This window comes from Magnetospirillum sp. UT-4, assembly GCF_902729435.1.
Classification (GTDB): Bacteria; Pseudomonadota; Alphaproteobacteria; order Rhodospirillales; family Magnetospirillaceae; genus Magnetospirillum.
Genome location: NZ_CACVCG010000057.1, coordinates 129,159 through 150,702, shown reverse-complemented (window position 1 = coordinate 150,702; position 21,544 = coordinate 129,159). Strand labels below are relative to the sequence as shown.

The 21,544-nt window shown below is 70.2% G+C and carries 17 protein-coding genes; 14 read left to right on the top strand and 3 right to left on the bottom strand.

All coding sequences use genetic code 11. From position 1 onward, the window contains the following. The first annotated feature begins 110 nt into the window (after positions 1–110). Positions 111–1,058, top strand: a complete 948-nt coding sequence (locus MTBUT4_RS09745) for a hypothetical protein (protein WP_173979494.1) — start codon at positions 111–113, stop codon at positions 1,056–1,058. An 8-nt stretch (positions 1,059–1,066) separates the two neighbouring features. Here the strand turns inward: MTBUT4_RS09745 and MTBUT4_RS09740 are convergent, their stop codons facing one another. Then, on the bottom strand, positions 1,067–1,741 hold the full coding sequence (locus MTBUT4_RS09740; protein ID WP_173979493.1) for a YggS family pyridoxal phosphate-dependent enzyme: 675 nt from the start codon (positions 1,739–1,741) through the stop codon (positions 1,067–1,069). A gap of 29 nt (positions 1,742–1,770) precedes the next feature. On the opposite strand from MTBUT4_RS09740, the gene MTBUT4_RS09735 reads away from it, so the two are divergent. Further along, positions 1,771–2,397: a thiamine phosphate synthase gene (locus MTBUT4_RS09735; RefSeq protein ID WP_173979492.1), complete on the top strand. Its 627-nt coding sequence runs from the start codon at positions 1,771–1,773 to the stop codon at positions 2,395–2,397. Between the two features lie 19 nt (positions 2,398–2,416). On the opposite strand, the gene MTBUT4_RS09730 is transcribed toward MTBUT4_RS09735, so the two are convergent. Together MTBUT4_RS09730 and MTBUT4_RS09725 are read right to left on the bottom strand one after the other, a co-directional pair. Next, positions 2,417–3,550: a porin gene (locus MTBUT4_RS09730; protein WP_173979491.1), complete on the bottom strand. Its 1,134-nt coding sequence runs from the start codon at positions 3,548–3,550 to the stop codon at positions 2,417–2,419. Between the two features lie 294 nt (positions 3,551–3,844). Next, complete coding sequence (locus tag MTBUT4_RS09725) at positions 3,845–4,993, bottom strand: porin (RefSeq protein ID WP_173979490.1); 1,149 nt, start codon at positions 4,991–4,993, stop codon at positions 3,845–3,847. Between the two features lie 188 nt (positions 4,994–5,181). Here MTBUT4_RS09725 and MTBUT4_RS09720 point away from each other — a divergent pair, with 188 nt between their 5' ends. The 12 genes from MTBUT4_RS09720 to MTBUT4_RS09665 all read left to right on the top strand — a co-directional run bounded on the left by MTBUT4_RS09720 (position 5,182) and on the right by MTBUT4_RS09665 (position 21,485). Further along, positions 5,182–5,868, top strand: a complete 687-nt coding sequence (locus MTBUT4_RS09720) for a glycosyltransferase (protein ID WP_173979489.1) — start codon at positions 5,182–5,184, stop codon at positions 5,866–5,868. Between the two features lie 8 nt (positions 5,869–5,876). Beyond that, positions 5,877–7,829, top strand: a complete 1,953-nt coding sequence (locus tag MTBUT4_RS09715; RefSeq protein WP_173979488.1) for a hypothetical protein — start codon at positions 5,877–5,879, stop codon at positions 7,827–7,829. Between the two features lie 82 nt (positions 7,830–7,911). After that, positions 7,912–8,439 carry a DUF3576 domain-containing protein gene (locus MTBUT4_RS09710; RefSeq protein WP_173979487.1) on the top strand — a complete coding sequence of 176 codons (528 nt, stop codon included), beginning with the start codon at positions 7,912–7,914 and terminating at the stop codon, positions 8,437–8,439. 74 nt (positions 8,440–8,513) lie between these two features. Then, entirely contained in the window at positions 8,514–11,090 is a 2,577-nt protein-coding gene (leuS, locus tag MTBUT4_RS09705; RefSeq protein WP_173979486.1) for a leucine--tRNA ligase, read from the top strand. After that, the gene (locus tag MTBUT4_RS09700; RefSeq protein ID WP_173979485.1) at positions 11,077–11,628 is read left to right on the top strand and encodes a hypothetical protein; all 552 of its coding nucleotides are present in this window, start codon (positions 11,077–11,079) and stop codon (positions 11,626–11,628) included. The genes leuS and MTBUT4_RS09700 overlap by 14 nt, the downstream gene beginning before the upstream one ends. Beyond that, complete coding sequence (gene holA / locus MTBUT4_RS09695) at positions 11,625–12,650, top strand: DNA polymerase III subunit delta (RefSeq protein WP_173979484.1); 1,026 nt, start codon at positions 11,625–11,627, stop codon at positions 12,648–12,650. Before MTBUT4_RS09700 ends, holA begins: the two co-directional genes overlap by 4 nt. A gap of 30 nt (positions 12,651–12,680) precedes the next feature. Continuing rightward, on the top strand, positions 12,681–17,480 hold the full coding sequence (locus tag MTBUT4_RS09690) for an NAD-glutamate dehydrogenase (protein ID WP_173979483.1): 4,800 nt from the start codon (positions 12,681–12,683) through the stop codon (positions 17,478–17,480). 62 nt (positions 17,481–17,542) lie between these two features. Continuing rightward, positions 17,543–18,130, top strand: coding sequence for a D-sedoheptulose 7-phosphate isomerase (locus MTBUT4_RS09685; RefSeq protein WP_173979482.1), 588 nt, complete (start codon positions 17,543–17,545; stop codon positions 18,128–18,130). A gap of 36 nt (positions 18,131–18,166) precedes the next feature. Continuing rightward, a complete protein-coding gene (locus tag MTBUT4_RS09680) occupies positions 18,167–18,607 on the top strand; it encodes an SxtJ family membrane protein (RefSeq protein WP_217424144.1) in 441 nt (146 codons plus the stop codon). 11 nt (positions 18,608–18,618) lie between these two features. Further along, the gene (locus MTBUT4_RS09675; protein WP_173979481.1) at positions 18,619–18,768 is read left to right on the top strand and encodes a DUF5989 family protein; all 150 of its coding nucleotides are present in this window, start codon (positions 18,619–18,621) and stop codon (positions 18,766–18,768) included. A 14-nt stretch (positions 18,769–18,782) separates the two neighbouring features. Continuing rightward, a complete protein-coding gene (locus MTBUT4_RS09670) occupies positions 18,783–20,624 on the top strand; it encodes a carbamoyltransferase (protein ID WP_173979480.1) in 1,842 nt (613 codons plus the stop codon). A gap of 45 nt (positions 20,625–20,669) precedes the next feature. Then, positions 20,670–21,485, top strand: a complete 816-nt coding sequence (locus MTBUT4_RS09665) for a sugar phosphate isomerase/epimerase (RefSeq protein WP_173979479.1) — start codon at positions 20,670–20,672, stop codon at positions 21,483–21,485. Positions 21,486–21,544: the final 59 nt, after the last annotated feature.

Sequence of the window (21,544 nt, the reverse complement as noted above, 5' to 3'; positions counted from 1 at the left end):
TTTCTGCCGGGACGGACCGTCCGGGGCACCAAAGAAACTCAATGAATTGAACGACTTGCCATCTGGCACCGTGATTGCAACGGTGGAACCGGACCCCACAGAGGTGAGTCATGAGCATTTCCGCCGCCGAACTGCCCGCCTACAGCGATCCCGACCGGCTGGTGCCGTTCCTGCCCAGCGAGCGCGCCGACACCGCCCGCGCCGAACGCCGCGGCAAGGACCTGTCCATGTTCGGCGACGGCGACGAGCCCAGCTTCTGGGACGTCCTCGACGTCATCAATCCGCTGCAGCACATCCCCATCGTCAGCGACATCTATCAGGAGCTGACCGGCGACAAGATCGGAGTCGGGGCCCGCGTCGCCGGCGGCGCCCTGTTCGGCGGACCCATCGGCCTGGCGGGAGCGCTGATCGGCGTCGCCGTCGAGGCGGAAACCGGCAAGGACCTGGGCGGCCACATGCTGGCCATGATCCGCGGCGAGGACGACCCCTCCGACGCCCCGGTGCAGACCGCCGCCGAAAAAACGCCCGAGCCGGTCAAGCTGGCCGCCGCCGCGGCCGGGACCGAAACCAATTCCGCCCCGGTCATTGCCATCCCGGCCGCCACCTCCCAGACGGGGGGCGCCCGGCCGGCGATGTTCACCATCGACGGCATGGTGACCTCCGCCGGGGCGAACGCCGAACCGGTGAAGCTGGCCTCGGCCTCGCCGCTGCTGCCGCCCATGCCGGCCCCGCCGGCCGCGCTGGCGCCGCCGGCCCGGTTCTTCGCGGTGCCGCCGCGCAACCCCAACCTCAACCCCGACAATGGCCCGCCGCCGGTTTCGGTGCCGGTGTCCAACAGCGGCAACCGCTCCAACGTGCCGATCACCGGCCGCGATCCGGTCGCCCATGGCAGCGCATCGGCCATCGCCGCCCAGGAGGTGAGCCCGACCGCGCCGGCCAAGCCGGGCGGCAACGTCGATTGGCTGAACGCCATGGCCCAGGCGCTGGACAAGTACGAGCGCGCCAACGGCATGGTGGCGAAGCCGGTGCCGGCACCGACGCCGCTGACGGTGCAATAGAGAGCGCCTCAGGCGGGATAGGGCCGGCTGCCGAAGATGGCCGAGCCGACCCGCACATGGGTAGCCCCTTCGGCAATCGCCGCCTCGAAATCGCCGCTCATGCCCATGCTCACCACCTCCAACCCATTGCGCCGGGCGATCTCGGCCAGCAGGCGGAAATACGGCGCCGGGTCCTGGTCGGCCGGCGGGATGGCCATCACCCCGCACAGCGGCAGCCGGTATTCGTTCCGGCACAGCGCGATCAGGGCGTCGGCCTGGTCGGGATCAATGCCGGCCTTCTGCGCCTCGCGGCCGATATTGACCTGCACCAGGCAGCGGGGAAAGCGGCCGGCGCGCGCCATCTCGTCGGCCAGGGCGCGGGCCAGCTTGGGGCGGTCCACCGTCTCGATGACGTCGAAGAGGGCGACGGCGTCGCGCACCTTGTTGGTCTGCAGGGGGCCGATCAGGTGCAGCGCGAGGTCCGGCCACGCCGCCCTGAGATCGGGGAACTTGGCCTTGGCTTCCTGCACCCGGTTCTCGCCGAACACGCGCTGGCCGGCCGCCAGGGCCTGACCCACCGCCTCGGCCGGGTGGGTCTTGCTCACCGCCACCAGGGTGATTGCGGCCGCGTCGCGCCCGGCGGCGGCGCAGGCGGCGGCGATGCGGGACCGCAGGGCGGCAAGGTTGGCGGCGACGTCGGACACGGTGCCGGGACTCCTGTAGGATGGCGGCCATGACCCTAGCAAAGCCGGCACGGCAAGACAAACGGCGGCGGATTCCGACCCGCATCCTGGTCGGCGACACGGTGCGCCTGCCCGATGTCGCGGCGGCGGCGGCGCGTCTGCCGGCCGGCACGGGGGTGCTGCTGCGTCCCTACGGTGCCCCCGACCGGCTGGCCGTGGGATTGGCGGCGGTGGCGGTGGCGCGTCGGCGCCGCCTGGTGCTGCTGGTCGCCGCCGACTGGCGGCTGGCCGCCCGGCTCGGCGCCGCCGGCCTGCACCTGCCCGAGGGGCTGGCCCGCCATGGCGTGCTGTCACCGGCGCTGGGCTGGGTGCGACGCCGGCGCCTGCTGCTGACCGTGGCGGCGCATTCACCGGCCGCCCTGGCGCGGGCACGGTGTCTGAAAGCGCATGCGGCGCTGCTGTCGCCGGTCTTTCCCACCGCCAGCCATCCGGGTGCCGCCACCCTGGGTGAAACCCGTTTCGGCCTGTGGGCGCGCCGGGCCGGGCTGCCGGTGCTCGCCCTGGGCGGAATCAATGATCGGACCTGGCGGCGCCTGGCCGGACGGGCCGCCGGGGCGGCCGCCATCGGGGCGTTCAGGCAAAACAAAACCCCGCGGGCCGAAGCCCGCGGGGTCTGAAACAAAGCCCTCGTCCGACTTAGAAGGTCAGGGCGAGACCGGTCATGACAGCCCAACCCTTGTTGTGGTTGGCGTCGCCGGTGGCGACCGCGGCGGTCTCGTCGTCGTATTCGGCATGGCCGACGGTGGCCAGCAGATCGACGCCGGCGCCCAGATTGTAGGCACCCGAGACCTGGTAGACCTCGAACACGTCGTCGCCCTCGGTGGCGATGGTGTCCGGGGACTTGGACTTGAAGTAATAGGCACCAACGGTGTAGGGGCCGGTGGCGTAGGTCAGGCCGACGTCGAAGGCCTGGGTGTCAGAAGAATTGGCCAGATTGTTGGCGTTGCCGGCATTCAGCGCCAGGCCACCCCGTTCGTTCTGGTTGATGTTGCGGTAGGAGGCGCCCAGGGTGAAGCCGGAATAGGCCACCTGGAAGCCGGTGCTGTACTCGTTGGACCTCTCGGTGCCCGTGGACAGGTCGTAGGTGACCCAGCCGGCGGAAACCTTCAGGCCCACGGGGCCGAACTCACGGGCATACAGGGCGCCGATGCCGTAGATCTCCTGGGCGCGCTCGGCGGCCCGCGAGTCTTCGGTGGCCGACGGCTTGTAGGAGCCGCCGATGGTCAGGCCGTAGAAGGTCGGGGCGACGTAGGTGATGCCCTCGGCCTCGGCATCGGTGTCGATGACGGTGGCGACGACGCGGCTGACGTTGGCCGGGCGCGAGATGGCCCAACCACCGGTCAGCACGCCATCGGCGTCGTTGTTGGCGGCCGCTTCCGGCGCCATCACATGCAGCAGGGCAGTGCCGTTTGCCTCGGAGCCGAGGATGACCTTACCGAAGCCGCCGGAGACGTAGACGTAGCTCTTGTCGATACGGTCGTTGCCGACGGCGTCGCCACCGGCTTCCAGCTCGACCTGGACGCCGACCATCATGCCGTTGTCCAGCTTGGTGTCGCCGGCGAAGAAGATCTCGTTGTCGCCCTTGATGTCGACGTTGGCGTATTCGACACCGGTGCCGGCCTCGTAGGAGCCTTCCTGCCAGGCGCCGACCATCCACCACTTGGAATAGCCGCCCAGGTTGAGCTTGATCTTCTCGGAAGCCGCAGCCGGGCCGGCGGTCATCAGACCGGCGGCGACCAGGGCGGTGCTGGCAATCAGGATCTTCTTCATGGTAGGTCCCTCGTCTTCAGTGCTTAAAAGCAAGGCATCAGCAACCGTGCTTAATCTGGGGGCATCCTAGGGAATGCGCGAACGGGGGTCAATGCTGCGAATCAGTCTTAACTCGCGTTTTCTCTTGCTGTTGCAAAAACATCACAAATTGGGATCGGCCGGTCGCTTCCCGGGGCACGCGATTCGCCCGGAAAGAAAGGTCGCTCGCGAGCAGTTCCCGTTCCTCCGCGACGCCACAAACAGAAAAAGGGCGGCCGAAGCCGCCCTCTCCCTCAAGCGAAATGTCGAGGCCGATTAGAAGGCCAGCGACAGACCGGTCATGACGGTCCAACCCTCGTTGTGGTCGGCGTCGCCGGTGGCGGTGACGGCAACCTCGTCCACATACTCGACGTGGCCGATGGAGGCGAGGACATCGACGCCAGCGCCGAGGTTGTACTTGCCCGACAGCTGGTAGGCGGTGACTTCGTCCGAGTCGCTGGTGGCGATGGCGCCGTCAACTTCGGAGGTGATGTAGGCCAGGCTGATGGCATACGGGCCGGTGGCGTACATCAGGCCGATATCCCACACGTAGCCGTCCAGCGACGCCGTGGCGTTGTTGGCGTTCGTCAGAGTGGCCGAGGTGCCCTTCTGGTTCTCGATCACCTGACGGTACGAACCGCCCAGGGTGAAGCCGGCATAGGACAGCTGAGCGCCAGCGACCCACTCGTAGTTGGTCTCGGTGCTCTTCGAGGTGTCAGCCCAGGCGAAGCCGGCATCGACCTTGACGCCGACGCCACCGAAGGTGTTGGCGTACAGGGCGGCGACACCGAACATGTCGACGGCGGCGGTCGGGGCGCGGTCGTCTTCGCTGGTGGCGTTCGGCACGTAGGAACCGCCGACGGTCAGACCGTAGAAGGTCGGAGCGACGTAGGTCAGCTTCTCGGTGTCGTTCGAGGTCACCGGGGCGGTGGTCAGGCCGGCATTGGCCAGGCCCGGCAGGGTGACATTGGTCGGCTTGGCGATGGCGTTGCCGCCGGTCATCACGCCGCCTTCGTTCCAGTTGCCAGCGGCGTCCGGAGCGGTGTTGTGCAGCAGGTAGATGCCGTTGTTCTCGGAACCGACGATGAACTTACCGAAACCGGTGCCGATCCACACATACGACTCGTCGATCTGGTCGCCGGTGTCGCCACCGCCGGCTTCCATCTCGACCTGGATGCCGACTTCGATGCCGTTGTCGAGCTTGGTCGAACCCGAGAAGTAGATCTCGTTGTCGCCCTTGATATCGACGTTCGAGTACTCGGTGCCGGTGCCGGCCTCGTAGACGCCGTCCTGCCAGGCGCCGACGACCCACCACTTGGAGAAGCCGCCCAGGTTGAGCTTGATCTTCTCGGAAGCGGCGGCCGGGCCGGCGGTCATCAGGCCGGCAGCGACCAGCGCGGTGCTGGCGATAAGAACCTTCTTCATGGTATCTCCTCTCTATTGACACAGGGATGCGAAAGCGCACCCGCAATCCAAATGAACGAACGCCGCTGATCCAGCCACGCCAGAAGGGGCAAGTCAAGCAACGGACGGAGTAGGATGTGTCGAACGCCGCTCACTGTGGCGAATGTGCAACAGGACGATCGGCCGGGTTGTCCAGGGGGAATACCATCATGAATCGCGTCTTCATCGGCTACGACCCGCGCGAGGCGGTCGCCTACAATGTATTGCAGCATTCGATCCTGCGGCGGGCGTCGACGCCGACGGCGGTGGTGCCGCTCGCCCTCGGGCAGCTGGGCGGCCTGATGGTCCGTGAGCGCAACCCGCTGCAATCCACCGACTTTTCCTTCTCGCGGTTCCTGACGCCCAGCCTGTCCGGCTTCGAGGGCTGGTCGCTGTTCATCGACTGCGACATGCTGGTGCTCGACGACATCGCCAAGCTGTTCGCCCTTGCCGACGACCGCTATGCGCTGATGGTGGTCAAGCACGACCACCGGCCGCAGGAGGAGGTCAAGTTCCTGGGCGCGGTCCAGACCAAATACGAAAAGAAGAACTGGTCCAGCGTCATGCTGTTCAACAACGCCCGCTGCCGGGCCTTGACCCCCGACTACGTCAACACCGCCAGCGGCCTCGACCTTCACCAGTTCAAGTGGCTGGGTGACGACGGCCTGATCGGCGAGTTGCCCCATCGCTGGGGCCACCTGGTTGACTACGATCCGCAAGCGCCCGTAGAGGACCTGTCGTTGATCCACTACACCATCGGCGGCCCGTATTTCGACGATTACCGCGACTGCGGCTATGCCGACGTCTGGTTCGCCGAACGCGACGCCATGCTGGCCTGCGCCCAGCGTAGCCGGTAGCCGCCCGGATGGTCCCGAGGACGGGGGCGCCGGCGCCCGCCCCGGTGGCGGCCCTGGTTGCGGCGGGACGATGGCGCGAGGCCGAAGCGGCATGCCGCCGCCTGGGCAAGGCCGACGCCATCGCTGCCGCCCGCCAGGCGGCGGGGCTCGCCCAGGTCATGATCGCCAGGGGATTGGCCGCCGAGGCCGAGGCCCTGCTGCGCCGGGCCGTCCGCGACCATCGCCGCCGGCCCGAGCCGGCGGTGGTGCTGGCCCATCTCCTGCGCACCACCGGGCGCTCCGCCGAAGCCCTGGAATGGCAGGCCTGGGCGGCCGGCCGGGCGGGCGGCGATATCGGCATCCGGTTCAATCTCGCCGCCATGCTGGGCGAGGCGGGGCGCCCGCGCGACGCCCTCGGGGTTCTCCGCGACATCCTGGCCCTCGACGGTGACAGCCTCCAAGCCAGGGAGGGCATGGCCGCCCTGCATGCCGCCCTGGGTGAACTGGACGCGGCCATCGACGCCCGGGCCGAGGTGGCGCGGTTGCGCGGCAGCCCAGGGGATTGGTGGGACCTCGGCCGGCTGCAGCTCCAGTTGCAGCGCCCCGAGGCGGCCGACAGCCTGGAACGGGCGGTTGCCCCCGACTGCGCCGACCCTGGCCAGTGGTCGGCGCTGGGCCGTGCCCAGGCCATCGCCGGGCGCAGCGCGGACGCCCTTGCCAGTCACCAGCGGGCCCTGGCTCTGGGTCGGGGGGCGGCGGAGCACCGCCTGGCGCTGGCCGGCACCCTCGCCCTTCTCGGCGACGCCGGGGCGGCCCGCGCGGCTTACGCCGAAATCGCTGCCGATCCGGCGCTGGCAGCGCCGTCGCGGGCCATCGCCGAATACGAGCACGGCGCCCTCGACCTGGCGGATGGCAGGGCGGACGCGGCCATCGAGCGGCTGCGGGCCGCCGTCGCCCTCGATTCCGGCAATGGGGCCCTGCACCTTCACCTGGGCCAGGCGCTGCTGCTGGCGGGAAACCTGCGGGATGGATGGCCGGAATTCGCCCATCGCTTCACCGCCGGCATCGCCGCCGGCGGCATCCTGGCGCAGCCGCTGCCGCAGGCGGCTTGGACGGGCGAGGACCTGAGGGGGCGCGCCATCGTCGTCTGGGGCGAGCAGGGCATCGGCGACGACATCCTTCAGGCCTCGGTGCTGCCGGAGCTGGCGACCCGGGCGGCGCGCGTCCTGGTTCACACCGATCCCAGGCTGGTGCCGGTGCTGGCACGATCCCTGCCCGACAACGTCGCGGTGTTCCCGCGCGGCGAATCCTTCCAGCCGGCCCTGCTGGATTCCCGCATCGCCTTCCAGTGCGCCAGTGGCGAAGCGGTGCGCCACTTGCGCCCGGATTGGCCGGCTTTTCCGGCCGCCCCGGGGGCCTATCTCGCCGCCGACCCGATCCGTCTCGCGGCGGCCCGCGAGCGGTATTCGGCGCTTCCCGGGCGGCGCATCGGGCTAGCCTGGCGCTCCAAGAACCTGGTGAACGGCCGGCGCAAATCCTGCGGCCTGGAATACTGGGACCCGATCCTGGCGTTGCCCGGCCACTCGTTCGTCTGCCTGCAATACGGCGACGTGGCCGAGGAGATCGAAGCCGCATACCGGCGGACCGGGACCCGCATTCATGTCGACCCCGAGATCGACCAGATGTCCGACATGGAGGCGTTCCTGGCGCAGATCGCCGCCCTGGACGGCGTCGTCACCATCAGCAACGCCACCGTTCACGCGGCCGGCGCCCTGGGGGTGCCGACCCTGCTGCTGCTGGCGGCATCGCCGTTGTGGACCTGGTTCCTCGGGCGCGAGGACAGCCCGTGGTACGGCTCGCTGCGCCTGATCCGGCAGTCCGTCAACGGCGCGTGGGGAGACGTGATCGCCCGTGCCGCAGCCCAATTGCAGGACCGCCAAGGGTGGTGGGACAAATCAATTGCCCGCCGGGCGGTGCCGTAGCATTCTGCCCAGCGCCCTTTTTGTGCCAGAATGCCCGACTATGCCGAAGGCAGTGTCCGGTGGATATCAAGGTGGACGTACGATGAAGATCAGGTTTGCGGGGGTTTGCGTGGTGGCCGGCCTGGCCCTGTCGGCGGTGGCGTTGTCGGCCTGCGACCACGCCCAGGCGGTCTATCCCACCAGGGACAAGGGTGCCAGCGCGCCGCGCATGCCGGGCGAGAAGCGCGAGACGGTGTTCGGGCCCGAGGGCCTGTTCGGCGACAACAAGAAGGACAAGGGCGAGGCCGCCGGCATCGGCGTCAACTCGTTCCTGTGGCGGGCGTCGCTGGACACCCTGGGCTTCATGCCCATCGCCTCGGCCGACCCGTTCGGCGGCACCATCATCACCGACTGGTACCAGCTGCCGGAATCGCCGGCCGAGCGCTTCAAGGTCAACGTCTTCATCCTCGATCGCGCGCTGCGCGCCGACGGGGTCAAGGTCTCGGTGTTCAAGCAGGGCCGCGATTCCACCGGCCAGTGGATGGACATGAAGGTCGAGACCAGGATGGCCACCGATCTCGAGAACTCCATCCTCACCCGCGCCCGCCAGCTGCGCATCGTTTCGGAATAAACTCGCCGGGAATCGCCAGGCGCCGCCGCCGGACCCGCCGTCCGGGGCGGCGCGCTTCAGTGACGGGGACCATTATGTCGCGCATCGACGACCGCTACAACGTCAAGGACACCGAAGCCCGCTGGCAGCAGGCCTGGGAACAGGGCGGCGCCTTCGTCGCCGGCCGCCATCCCGCCCGTCCCAAATACTATGTGCTCGAGATGTTTCCCTATCCGTCGGGGCGCATCCACATGGGCCACGTGCGCAACTACACCCTGGGCGACGTGGTGGCGCGCTACAAGCGGGCCAAGGGCTTCGACGTGCTGCATCCCATGGGCTGGGACGCCTTCGGCCTGCCGGCCGAGAACGCCGCCATCGAGCGCGGGGTGCACCCGGCCAAGTGGACGCGCGAGAACATCGCCGCCATGCGCGAGCAGCTGAAATCCATGGGCCTGTCCTACGATTGGGGGCGCGAGGTCGCCACCTGCGAGCCCGACTACTACCGCCACGAACAGAAGATGTTCCTGGATTTCCTGAAGGCCGGACTGGTCTACCGCAAGGAATCCTGGGTCAACTGGGACCCGGTCGAGAACACCGTGCTGGCCAACGAGCAGGTCATCGACGGCCGCGGCTGGCGCTCCGGCGCGCTGGTGGAAAAGCGCCTGCTGGCCCAGTGGTTCCTCAAGATCACCGATTTCGCCGAGGACCTGCTGGCGGCGCTGGGGTCGCTGGAGCGCTGGCCCGACCGGGTGCGGCTGATGCAGGAGAACTGGATCGGGCGGTCCGAGGGGGCGCGCCTGGTGTGGGACCTGGCCGGCAGACCAGAGACGCTGGAAATCTTCACCACCCGCCCCGACACCCTGTTCGGCGCCGCCTTCCTGGCCATCTCGCCCAACCACCCGCTGGCCGCCGAGCTGGCGGAGGCGAACCCGGCACTGGCCGAGTTCATCGCCGAGTGCAACCGCATGGGCACCTCGGAAGCGGCGCTGGAGACCGCCGAGAAGAAGGGCGTCGATACCGGGCTGAAGGCCCTGCATCCCTTCGTGCCGGGCTGGGAGCTGCCGGTCTACGTGGCCAATTTCGTGCTGATGGAATACGGCTCGGGCGCCATCTTCGGCTGCCCCGCCCACGACCAGCGCGACCTCGACTTCGCCCGCAAGTACGGGCTGCCGGTCAAGCCGGTGGTGCTGCCGCCGGGCGAAAATCCCGCCACCTTCCAGGTCGGGGCCGAGGCCTACAGCGAGGGCGGCACCCTGTTCAACTCGGGCTTCATGGACGGCATGGGGGTCGATGACGCCAAGGCCGCCGCCATCGCCCGCATCGAGGCCGACGGGCGCGGCGCCCGCACCGTCAACTGGCGCCTCCGGGACTGGGGCGTGTCGCGGCAGCGCTATTGGGGCTGCCCGATCCCCATCATCCATTGCGAGTCCTGCGGCGTGGTGCCGGTGCCGGCGGCCGATCTGCCGGTCCGCCTGCCCGAGGACGTCGGCTTCGACAAGCCGGGCAACCCGCTCGACCATCACCCGACCTGGAAGCACGTCGCCTGCCCGGCCTGCGGCAAGCCGGCCCGGCGCGAGACCGACACCTTCGACACCTTCTTCGAATCGTCGTGGTATTTCGCCCGCTTCTGCTCGCCCACCCGCGACGACGTCGCCTTCGACCGCGCCGAGGCCGATCGCTGGCTGCCCGTCGATCAGTATATCGGCGGCATCGAGCACGCGGTGCTGCACCTGCTCTATTCGCGCTTCTTCACCCGCGCGCTGAAGACCTGCGGCTATCTCGGCGTGGACGAGCCCTTCGCCGGCCTGCTGACGCAAGGCATGGTCTGCCACGAGACCTACAAGGACCAGGCCGGCGCCTGGCTCTATCCCGACGAGGTGACCCGGGGCGAGGGCGGCAGGCCGGTCCATGCCTCCACCGGCGCCCCGGTGACGCTGGGCCGCTCCGAGAAGATGAGCAAGTCCAAACGCAACGTGGTCGATCCCGCCCACATCATCGCCACCTACGGTGCCGATACCGCGCGGCTGTTCATGCTGTCCGACTCGCCGCCCGAACGTGACCTGGAATGGACCGAGGCCGGCATCGACGGCGCCTGGCGCTACGTCAACCGGCTGTGGCGCATGGTGGCGGGAACGGCCGACACGCTGCCGGCCCCCGGTTCGGCCATGCCGGAGCTGGGCGACGAGGCGCTGAAGCTGCGCCGGCTGGTGCACAAGACCGTCGCCGCAATCACCGACGACCTGGAAAAATTCCACTTCAACAAGGCGGTGGCGCGCCTGCGCGAGATGACCAATGCCCTGGGCGAGGTTTCCGCCGATGCCCCCGACCGCGCCTGGGTGCTGCGCGAAGGTCTGGAGGCGGCGGCACTGCTGGCGGCGCCGATGATGCCGCATCTGGCCGAGGAGATGTGGGCGGCCCTGGGCCACGCGGTTCCGGTGGTCCATACCCCCTGGCCGGTGGCCGAGGCGGCGCTGCTGGTGGAGGATTCGGTCACCGTCGCGGTCCAGGTCAACGGCAAGCTGCGCGCCACCATCGAGCTGCCCAAGGACGCCGATCCCAAGCTCGCCGAAGAAACGGCGCTTGCGCAGCCCCCGGTGATCGCGGCAATGTCGGGGAAGCCGCCGCGCAAGGTGGTGGTGGTGCCGAACCGGATCGTCAATGTGGTGGTCTAGAGCCCTTCTCGTCCTCGTCCTCGCCGCCCTCGGTCCGGCCGGCTGCGGGTTCCAGCCGCTGCACGCGCGCTCGCAGCAGCCCGACGGGCTGGCCGCCGAACTGGCCGGCGTGCGGGTGTTGCCCATCAAGGACAGGCTGGGCCAGCAATTGCGCAACGACTTGGTCCACCGCCTCACCCCCAAGGGCGAGCCGGCCGATCCGCGTTTCACCCTGGACGTTCGCCTGGCCCAGTCCTTCGAGGGTCTGGCGGAGCGCCGGGACGGCAAGGCCTCCATCGGCAATTCGGTGCTGTTCGCCCACGTCAACCTTCAGGATGCCGAGAGCGGCGCCGCGCTGGCATCATACAGCATGCGGTCGTCGGTGACGTTCCGCTTCCTCGGTCCCGGCTACGGCAGCGTCGCCATGGAGCGCGACGCCGAAGCCAAGGCCGTCTCGGACCTGGCCGAGCGGGTCGCCGCCCAGGCGGCGGCGGTCATCGCCGGCCACAAGGCGGGGCCGGGAACCACCTCCTTCGCCCCGCACGTCGACGAGCGGTGAAGCTGTCGGGCCAAAAAGGTGAAGCCTTCCTCAAGGCCCCCGATGCGGCGGCCCGGGCGATCCTGGTCTATGGTCCCGACAGCGGCCTGGTGCGCGAGCGGGTCGACCGTCTGGTGCGTTCGGTGGTGCCCGATCCCCACGACCCCTTCCGCGTCGCCGAGCTGTCGCCGGCCGCCCTCAAGGACGATCCCGCCCGCCTGGCCGACGAGGCCGCCGCCATCGCGCTGACCGGCGGACGGCGCGCGGTGGTGGTGCGCGATGCCGGCGACGGCCTGACCGGCGTGGCGCAGTCCTTCCTCGCCCATCCCGCCGGCGACGCGCTGGTGGTGCTGGAGGGCGGCGAGCTGGGTCCGCGCTCATCCCTGCGCAAGCTGTTCGAGGCGGCCGACAACGCCGCGGCGCTGGCCTGCTACGCCGACGAGGGCCAGAGCCTGCAGCAGGTGATCGCCGAGGAACTCAAGGCCGGCGGCCTGTCGGCCGAGCCCGACGCGCTGGCCTATCTGGCCGGCCATCTCGGCGGCGACCGCCGCCTCACCCGCGCCGAACTGCAGAAGCTGGCCCTCTACATGGGCGGGCCGGGCCGGGTGACGTTGGAGGATGCCGCCGCCTGCATCGGCGATTCCGCCGCCCTGTCCATGGACGACCTCGCCCTGGCCGCCGCCGACGGCGACCACGCCACCGCCCAGCGGGCGCTGGAGCGGCTGTTCCGCGAGGGCACCGCGGCGGTCACCGTGCTGCGCGCCGTGTCGCGCCACATCCAGCGCCTGCACCTGGCGGCAGGGCTGGTGGCCCATGGCAAGTCCGCCGATGTGGCGATGAAAAGCCTGAAGCCGCCGGTCATCTTCAAGGCCGAGGACCGCTTCCGCCGCCAGCTCGGACGCTGGTCCACCGACCGGCTGGGCCGCGCCCTCGAATTGCTGCTGGAGGCCGAGCTGGAGTGCAAGACCACCGGCATGCCGGCCGAGGAAATCTGTTCGCGCGCGCTGATGCAGGTGGCGCGGGCGGCGGGAAGGCCCAAATGAGGGCATAGCGGTCGGGGAGGCGCCACGCCCATGGAAGACGCGCATGACGGATTGGCCCGCGGGGTGTCGGCCCTCGCCCGGGCGGCGCTGGAACCGATGCGGGCGGCGCGGATCGAGCGTCTGGCGCGGCTGATGGTGGCGGCCGGCGGCGAGCCGGCCGGCCTGACGGCGGACCAGCTCCACGGCGCCGCCCTTGGCCTCGCAGGCCTCCTCGACCACCGCCCGGCCGGTACCGCGCTGGTGCGCCTGCATGACGCCGATGAGGGCGGAGCACCGCGCACCGTGGTGGAGATCGTCAACGACGACATGCCGTTCCTGGTGGATTCGGTGGCCATGGCCTTCGAGCGCCTGGGCATCGCCATCCATCGCCTGCTGCACCCGGTGCTGTTCGTGCGCCGCGACGGTGCCGGCCGCCTGGATATTCTGGCCGAGCGCGACGGCGACGGCCTGAGCGCCGAATCCGCCATGCATCTGGTGGTCGACCGCCTCGACCCGGACTCCGCCGGGCAGCTGCGCACACGCCTGGACGGCGTGCTGGCCGACCTTCGCCGCGCCGTCGCCGACTGGCGGTCGATGGCCGACCGGCTGGGCGAGGCGGCGCGGGAGCTGGCGGACTCGGGCCCCGGCACCGGCATCGCCGAGGCGGTGGCCTTTCTCGACTGGCTCGGCCGCGACCATTTCACCTTTCTCGGATACCGCTCGTTTCGCTTCGCCGACGGCGAGGACGGGTTGAAGGTGGTGGTGGATGCCGGGGCCGGCCTCGGCCTGCTGGCCGATCCCGCCGCGCGGGTGTTCGACGATGCGGTGCCGCTGGCCGAGATGCCGGCCGAGGTGCGGGCCTTCCTGCGCCGCGGCCGGCCGCTGCTGGTCACCAAGTCGGCGCAGCTGTCGGCCATCCACCGGCCGGTGCGCATGGACGTCATCGGGGCGAAGCGCCTGGGCGCCGATGGCGAGGCGGTGGGCATGCACGCCTTCCTCGGGCTGTTCACCGCCGCCGCCTATACCCGCGACCCGGCCGGCATCCCGCTGCTGCGCGCCAAGGTGGCGGCGGTGCAGGCCCGCGCCGGCTTCCCGCCCTCGGGCCACGATGCCAAGGCGCTGGCCAACATCCTGGAGACCTTTCCCCGCGACGAACTGTTCCAGATGTCCGAGGACGCGCTGTACGCGGTGGCCATCGGCATCCTGCGGCTGCGCCGGCGGCCCCGGCCGGCGCTGTTCGTCCGCGCCGACGAGTTCGGCCGCTTCGTCTCGTGCCTGGTGTTCCTGCCGCGCGACCATTACGACACGCCGCTGCGCCTGACGGTCCAGGCGCTGCTGGAGCGGGCCTGGGACGGCACCGTCGATTCCTATCACGCCCAGGTCGGCGATTCCCCCCTGGCCCTGCTGCAGGTGCTGGTGCGCACCCGGCCCGGGAGGACTCTGGCGGCGGTGGACCTGGCGGCGCTCGAGGCGCGCATCGCCCTGGCGGCGCGGTCGTGGCCGGACCGGCTGCAGGACGCGCTGGTCCGCCGTCACGGCGAGGCCGAGGGCCTGCGGCTGGCGCGGCTGTGGCGGGACGGCTTCGCCGCCGGCTACCGCGATGCCCACGCCCCCGAGGCCGCCTTGGCCGACCTGGCCCGGGCGGAAGCGGTGGTGGCCGGGCGCCCCCTGGCCGCCAGCCTGTGCCGGCCCGGTGACCAGTCCGTTCGTGCCGGGCAGTCCGGGCGCGCCGAGCTGCGGCTGCTGCGTCCGGGCACGCCGGTGCCGCTGTCCGACATCCTGCCCATGCTGGAAACCATGGGGGTGCGGGTGATCTCCGAGGTCCCGCATCCGCTGCGCCGGGCCGACCGCGCCGAGCCGGTGTGGCTGCAGGTGCTGACTGTGGAGGGCGCCGATGGCGGACCCCTCGACGTGGAGGGGCGCGCCGGGCCGTTCGAGGAGACCCTGGCGCGGGTCTGGGCCGGCGATGCCGAGTGCGACGGCTTCAACCGCCTGGTGCTGGCGGCCGGGCTGGACTGGCGGCAGGTGGCGGTGCTGCGCGCCTATGGCCGCTTCCTGCGCCAGGCCGGCATCGCCTTCGGCCAGGCCTACATGGAGCGCGCCCTGGCCGACAACCCGCAGGCGGCCTCGGCCATCCTCGACCTGTTCCTGGCCCGCTTCGATCCTGCCAATGGTGGCGATGCCGATCATGCCGACGCGGCCGCCGCCGCCGCCCTGGAGACGGTGGAGAAGGCCGACGACGACCGCATCCTGCGCCGCGTCCTGGCGGCGGTGCGGGCGACCCTGCGCACCAACTTCTTCCAGCCCGCCGCCGATGGCGGGCCGAAACCCTATCTGTCCATCAAGATCGCGTCGCGCGCCCTCGACGAGCTGCCGCTGCCCCGGCCCATGGCCGAGATCTTCGTCTGCTCGCCCCGGGTCGAGGCCATCCATCTGCGCGGCGGCAAGGTGGCGCGCGGCGGCATCCGCTGGTCCGACCGGCCCGAGGATTTCCGCACCGAGATCCTGGGCCTGATGAAGGCGCAGATGGTCAAGAACGCGGTGATCGTGCCGGTGGGCGCCAAGGGCGGCTTCGTGCTCAAGCGCCCGCCGCCGGGAGCCGACCGTGCCGGGCTGCTGGCGGAAGCGGTGGAGTGTTACCGCACCATGATGCGCGGGCTGCTCGACCTCACCGACAATCTGGTGGACGCGGCGGTGGTGCCGCCGCCCGCCGTGGTGCGGCTGGACGGCGACGATCCCTATCTGGTGGTGGCGGCCGACAAGGGCACCGCCAGCTTCTCCGACATCGCCAACGGGATTTCCGCCGAATACGGCTTCTGGCTGGGCGACGCCTTCGCCAGCGGCGGCTCCAAGGGCTACGACCACAAGGCCATGGGCATCACCGCGCGCGGCGCCTGGGAGGCGGTCAAACGCCATTTCCGCGAGATGGGCCGCGACACCCAGGCCGAGGACTTCACCGTGGTGGGGGTCGGCGACATGTCCGGCGACGTGTTCGGCAACGCCATGCTGCTGAGCCCGCGCATCCGCCTGGTCGGCGCCTTCAATCACAGCCACGTCTTCATCGATCCCGATCCCGATCCGGCGGTCGCGCTGGCGGAACGGCGGCGGCTGTTCGGCGAGGCCAGGGCCTGGCCCGATTACGACCGGGCGGCGCTGTCGCCGGGCGGCGGGGTGTTCGCCCGCACGGCCAAGTCGATCCCGGTCAGCCCCGAGATGGCGGCGCGCTTCGGCATCACGGCCGCCACCGTCACCCCGGCCGAGCTGATCCGCATCCTGCTCACCGCCGAGGTGGACCTGCTGTTCTTCGGCGGCATCGGCACCTACGTGAAATCGGCCCGCCAGGGCCATGCCGAGGCCGGCGACCGCGCCAACGACGCCCTGCGGGTCGACGCCCACCGGCTGCGCGCCAGGGTGGTGGGCGAGGGCGCCAATCTGGCCCTGACCCAGGCGGCGCGCATCGACTACGCCCTGGCCGGCGGCCGGATCAACACCGACGCCATCGACAATTCGGCCGGCGTCGACACCTCGGACCACGAGGTCAACATCAAGATCCTGCTGGACGGGGTGGTCCGCGCCGGCGACCTCGACGGGCCGGGGCGCGACCGGCTGCTGGCGGCCATGACCGACGAGGTGGCGGCTTTGGTGCTGCGCCACAACACCCTGCAGACCCAGGCCCTCAGCGTCATGGAGGCGGCGGCCGCCGATCAGCTGGAGGCGGCGGCGCGCTTCATGCGCCTGCTGGAGAAGCAGGGGCGGCTGGACCGCGTGGTGGAGGTGCTGCCCGACGACGAGGCGCTGCTGGAGCGGGCCACCCGGCACCAGGGCCTGGTGCGGCCCGAACTGGCGGTGCTGCTGGCCTATGCCAAGGTCTGGCTGCACGACCACCTGCTGGCCTCGGCCCTGCCCGACGACCCGTTCCTGGCCAGCGACCTGGCGCTCTACTTCCCGACGCCGCTGCGGCAGCGTTTCGCCGCCGCCATCGCCGGCCACCGCCTGCGCCGCGAGATCGTCGCCACGTCGGTGGTCAACAGCATGATCAACCGGGTCGGCATCGCCTTCGTGTCCGAGATCGCCGAGCGCACCGGCGCCGCGCCGGCCGAGGTGGCGCGCGCCTATATCGTGGTGCGCGAGGCCTTCGGCCTGCGCCGGGTGTGGGCCGGGATCGAGGCCCTCGACGGAACGGTGCCGGCGGCGGCGCAGATCGCCATGCTGGCCGAGGCCAACCGCCTGCTCGACCGTGCCGCCGCCTGGGCGGTGCGCTGCCTGCCGGCCGGCGAGGGTATGGGCCAGGGCATCGGCGACGCCCTGGCCGCCCTCGCCCCCGGAATCGCCGCGCTGGAGGCGGCGCTGCCCGCCATCCTGCCGCCCGACCAGGCCGAGGCGGTGGCGGCGCGCGCCGCCGATTACCGCGGCCGCGGCGTGCCCGACGAGCTGGCGCGGCAGGTCGCCGACCTTATCGTGCTGGCCTCGGCGCCCGAAATCATCCGCATCGCCGCCGGCAACGGGCTGGGCGTCGAGCAGGCCGGCGCGCTCTATTACGCCGTCGGCGCCCGCTTCGGGCTGGGCTGGTTGCGGGCGACGGCACAGGGCCTGGCGATCCAGGGCCACTGGCAGAAGCTGGCGGCGGCCGCCGCCATCGAGGACCTGCATGCCCACCAGCGCGACTTCGCCGCCGCCGCCGCCGCGTCGGCCCTGCCGCCGGCCGAGGCGCTGGCGGCCTGGGCGGCGGGCCGGCGGGCCGAAATCGAGCGCGCCGATGCCCTGCTGGCCGAACTGCGGGCGGCGCCCCAGATCGACCTCGCCATGCTGGCGGTGGCCAACCGGGCCCTGCGCGCCCTGAACGGGCCGTGAATGGTTGCGGTGGCGTCTGCCATCGGGTAGGAAGACCACCAAGCCACCCGTGGAGGGGTCCCTTGTCCGCCGCCCGATTCCTGTCAGAGCAGTTCGACGAGCACGCGGCGACCGCCGCCCGCACCCGCGACGCGGTGGCGGAACCCTTCGCCCGGCTGGTCGAGGCATGCGCCACCGCCCTGGACGGGGGCGGCAAGGTCCTGTTCTTCGGCAATGGCGGCTCCGCCGCCGACGCCCAGCACCTGGCCGCCGAGCTGGTGGTGCGCTATCGCGCCGAGCGCCGGGCGCTGGCGGCCATTGCGCTGACCACCGACACCTCGATCCTGACCGCCTGCGCCAATGACTATTCCTTCGACCATGTGTTCGCCCGCCAGATCGAGGCGCTGGCCCGGCCCGGCGACGTCGCCATCGGCATCAGCACGTCAGGCAACAGCCCCAACGTGCTGAGGGCGCTCGAGGCGGCCCGTGCCCTGGGCTGCGTTGCCGCCGGCCTGTCGGGCCGCGACGGCGGCGCCATGGTCGGCCTGTGCGACCCCCTGGTGGTGGTGCCATCGCCGGTCACCGCCCGCATCCAGGAAATGCACATCCTGATCGGCCATGCCCTGTGCGATCTGCTGGAGCAGCGGGTGGCATCGCCAATCCGGACGTGATATCACCTGCGGCAGTTTCGGCTAGTCAAACGGACCATGGCAGATACATCCAAGGCAGCGACCCACGATACCGGCGCCCATGCCGCGCCGGTCCAGATGGGCTCGGAGCGCTCGTTCGGCATCGTCTTCGCCGTCGTCTTCACGGTGATCGGGCTGTGGCCGCTGACCGGCGACGGCGAGATGCGGCTGTGGGCGCTGGGCGCCGCGGCCGGCTTCCTGGCGGTGGCGCTGGTGCTGCCGCGGGCCCTGAAGCCCCTCAACATCCTGTGGTTCAAGTTCGGCCTGGTGCTGCACCACGTGGTGACGCCGCTGGTGATGGGGCTGCTGTTCTTCGTCACCGTGACCCCGATCGGCCTGCTGATGCGGGCCACCGGCAAGGACCCGATGCGCCTGGAGCGGGACCCGGCGGCGCCCTCCTATTGGATCGAGCGCGCTCCGCCCGGCCCGGCCCCCGAGACCATGACCCGTCAATTCTGAAGGACCACGACATGTCGTTCCTGCTCGAACTCTGGCATTTCATGCGCGTCCGCAAGAAGTTCTGGCTGCTGCCGATCCTGGTGATGATGGTGGTGTTCGGCGGCCTGATCGTGCTGAGCCAGGGCTCGGCGGTGGCGCCCTTCATCTACACCCTGTTCTAGGGAGCGCGCGGCCCTTGCGGATCCTCGGCATCTCCGCCCTCTATCACGACAGCGCCGCGGCCCTGGTCGAGGACGGTCGCGTCGTCGCGGCGGCGCAGGAGGAGCGCTTCTCGCGCCGGAAGCACGACGCCCGCTTCCCCCGGCACGCCATCGGCTATTGCCTGGAGCAGGCCGGCTGCACCCTGGACCAGATCGACCACGTGGTGTTCTACGACAAGCCGTTCCTCAAGTTCGAGCGGCTGCTGGAGACCTACCTGTCCTTCGCGCCCCGGGGCTTCGCCTCGTTCAGGACCGCCATCCCGGTGTGGCTGAAGGAGAAGCTGTTCCAGAAGGACCTGCTGGCCAGGGAGTTCAAGACCTTCGCCAAGGACTTCGACCACATGGGCCGGCTGCTGTTCGCCGAGCACCATCTGTCCCATGCCGCCTCGGCGTTCTTCCCCTCGCCGTTCGAAGAGGCGGCGGTGCTGACCATGGACGGCGTCGGCGAGTGGACCACCACCTCGCTGGCCATGGGCTCGGGCAACCGGCTCGAAATCCACAAGGAGCTGCACTTCCCCCATTCCCTGGGGCTGCTCTATTCCGCCTTCACCTACTACACCGGGTTCAAGGTCAATTCGGGCGAGTACAAGGTGATGGGCCTGGCCCCCTATGGCGAGCCCAAATACGCCCCGCTGATCCTGGACAAGGTCATCGACGTCAAGGAGGACGGGTCGTTCTGGCTGGACCAGTCGTATTTCGACTATTGCACCGGCCTGACCATGACCAACCAGAAATTCGCCGATCTGTTCGGCCAGCCGGTGCGCCGGGCCGACAAGGACCAGCTGACCCAGTTCCACATGGACATCGCCGCCTCGGTGCAGGCGGTGACCGAGCACGTGGTGCTGAAGCTGGCCCGCTCCATCCGCAAGGAGACCGGGGCGAAAAATTTGTGCCTGGCCGGCGGCGTGGCGCTCAACTGCGTCGCCAACGGCAAGGTGCTGAAGGAAGGCATCTTCGAGAACATCTGGATCCAGCCGGCGGCCGGCGATGCCGGCGGCGCCCTGGGTGCCGCCCTGGCCGGCTACCACATCCACAAGGGCCAGAACCGCACGGTGACGGGCGGCGGCAAGGACGCCATGGCCGGCTCGTATCTGGGGCCGGTGTTCGAGCAGGCCGACATCGAGGCCCGCCTCACAGCCGCCGGCGCCAAATTCACCGTGCTCAGCGACGACCAGCTGATCGAGCGGACCGCCCAGGCCCTGGCCGACGAGAAGGCGGTGGGCTGGATGCAGGGACGCATGGAATTCGGCCCCCGCGCCCTGGGCGGGCGCTCCATCCTCGGCGACCCGCGTTCGCCCTCCATGCAGAAGATGCTGAATCTGAAGGTCAAGTACCGCGAGAGCTTCCGCCCCTTCGCCCCCTCGGTGCTGCGCGAGGACGTGGCCGAGTGGTTCGAGCTGGACGGCGATTCGCCCTACATGCTGCTGGTCGCCCCGGTGCGGGAAAAGCACCGCCGCGCCATGACCGAGGACGAGAACAGGCTGTTCGGCATCGACAAGCTGAACGTGCCGCGCTCCAGCGTGCCGGCCATCACCCATGTGGATTATTCGGCCCGGGTCCAGACCGTCCATGCCGACACCAATCCGCGCTACCACGCGCTGATCTCGGCGTTCAAGGCCAGGACCGGCTGCGGCGTGGTGGTCAATACCAGCTTCAACGTCCGCGGCGAGCCCATCGTCTGCTCGCCCGAGGACGCCTTCCGCTGCTTCATGGGGTCCGAGATCGAGGTGCTGACGGTGGGCAACTGCTTCCTCAGGAAGGAAGACCAGGACCCGGCCCTGAAGCTGGACTACAAGAACGCCTTCGAGCTGGATTAGGGGCAATCCGGCCCCGGGGGCTGGGTATTCCTTGGGGACGTCGCGATGGACAGCATTGCTATTTCCAACATCGCCCTGCCGCCCGGCGATCACGCTGAGCTGCTGCCCGAGATCGCCGCAATGGGTGTCACGGGCTTGGAGGTGGCGCCCAGTCGGGTTTGGTCGGATACATGGGGGGGGCTCACCGCCGCGGCGGTAGAAACATACCGCAGCCAGGTCGAGGCCGCCGGCCTACAGGTGATCGGCCTGCATTCCCTGTTCTTCGACCATCCCGGGCTGGGCCTGTTCAAGGGCGAGGAGGCATTCGAGGCTACCATCGCCTTCCTGTCCCACCTGTCGGCGGTATGCCGCGATCTCGGCGGCCGCACCCTGATCTATGGCGGCGGCCGGCGCCGGGGTGAAATGGCGCCCACCGAGGCGGCTGCCGAGTGCGACCGCTTCCTCGCCCGAATGCTGCCGGTGATGGCGGCGCACGGCACCAAGCTGTGCTTCGAGCCGCTGGGGCCGAAGGATACCGACTTCCTGAACACCGCCGCCGAGTGCCTGGACCTGGCGCGCACCTGGAACCATCCCGGGCTGGGCCTTCAGTTGGATGCCAAGGCGCTGGTCGAGAACGGCGAGACCGCCAATGATACCTTCCGGGCCGTCGCCGGCAGCTTGGACCACTTCCACGCCAACGAGCCCGGCCTGGCAGTGATCGGCAGCTCGGGCACCGTGCCGCACGGCGATTTTGCCGCCGCCCTGGGCGCGATCGGATATGCCGGCTGGGTCTCGGTGGAGCAGCGGATGTTTGCACAGCCGGATTGGCGCCACGATGCCGCCGCCAGTATCGCCGCGGCCCGCCGATTCTACGGCTCATAGCCGTTGACAGCGGGCGAGGCGGTAGTTTATCGAAGCACGACCTTCGACTGGGTTCGAAG

Excerpts from the sequence above, each read along its gene's own strand:
- MTBUT4_RS09745 (WP_173979494.1), top strand. The coding sequence starts at position 111 with ATGAGCATTTCCGCCGCCGAACTGCCCGCCTACAGCGATCCCGACCGG.
- MTBUT4_RS09735 (WP_173979492.1), top strand. The coding sequence starts at position 1,771 with ATGACCCTAGCAAAGCCGGCACGGCAAGACAAACGGCGGCGGATTCCG.
- MTBUT4_RS09730 (WP_173979491.1), bottom strand. The coding sequence starts at position 3,550 with ATGAAGAAGATCCTGATTGCCAGCACCGCCCTGGTCGCCGCCGGTCTG.
- MTBUT4_RS09725 (WP_173979490.1), bottom strand. The coding sequence starts at position 4,993 with ATGAAGAAGGTTCTTATCGCCAGCACCGCGCTGGTCGCTGCCGGCCTG.
- MTBUT4_RS09720 (WP_173979489.1), top strand. The coding sequence starts at position 5,182 with ATGAATCGCGTCTTCATCGGCTACGACCCGCGCGAGGCGGTCGCCTAC.
- MTBUT4_RS09715 (WP_173979488.1), top strand. The coding sequence starts at position 5,877 with ATGGTCCCGAGGACGGGGGCGCCGGCGCCCGCCCCGGTGGCGGCCCTG.
- MTBUT4_RS09710 (WP_173979487.1), top strand. The coding sequence starts at position 7,912 with ATGAAGATCAGGTTTGCGGGGGTTTGCGTGGTGGCCGGCCTGGCCCTG.
- leuS (WP_173979486.1), top strand. The coding sequence starts at position 8,514 with ATGTCGCGCATCGACGACCGCTACAACGTCAAGGACACCGAAGCCCGC.
- MTBUT4_RS09700 (WP_173979485.1), top strand. The coding sequence starts at position 11,077 with ATGTGGTGGTCTAGAGCCCTTCTCGTCCTCGTCCTCGCCGCCCTCGGT.
- MTBUT4_RS09690 (WP_173979483.1), top strand. The coding sequence starts at position 12,681 with ATGGAAGACGCGCATGACGGATTGGCCCGCGGGGTGTCGGCCCTCGCC.
- MTBUT4_RS09680 (WP_217424144.1), top strand. The coding sequence starts at position 18,167 with ATGGCAGATACATCCAAGGCAGCGACCCACGATACCGGCGCCCATGCC.
- MTBUT4_RS09675 (WP_173979481.1), top strand. The coding sequence starts at position 18,619 with ATGTCGTTCCTGCTCGAACTCTGGCATTTCATGCGCGTCCGCAAGAAG.
- MTBUT4_RS09665 (WP_173979479.1), top strand. The coding sequence starts at position 20,670 with ATGGACAGCATTGCTATTTCCAACATCGCCCTGCCGCCCGGCGATCAC.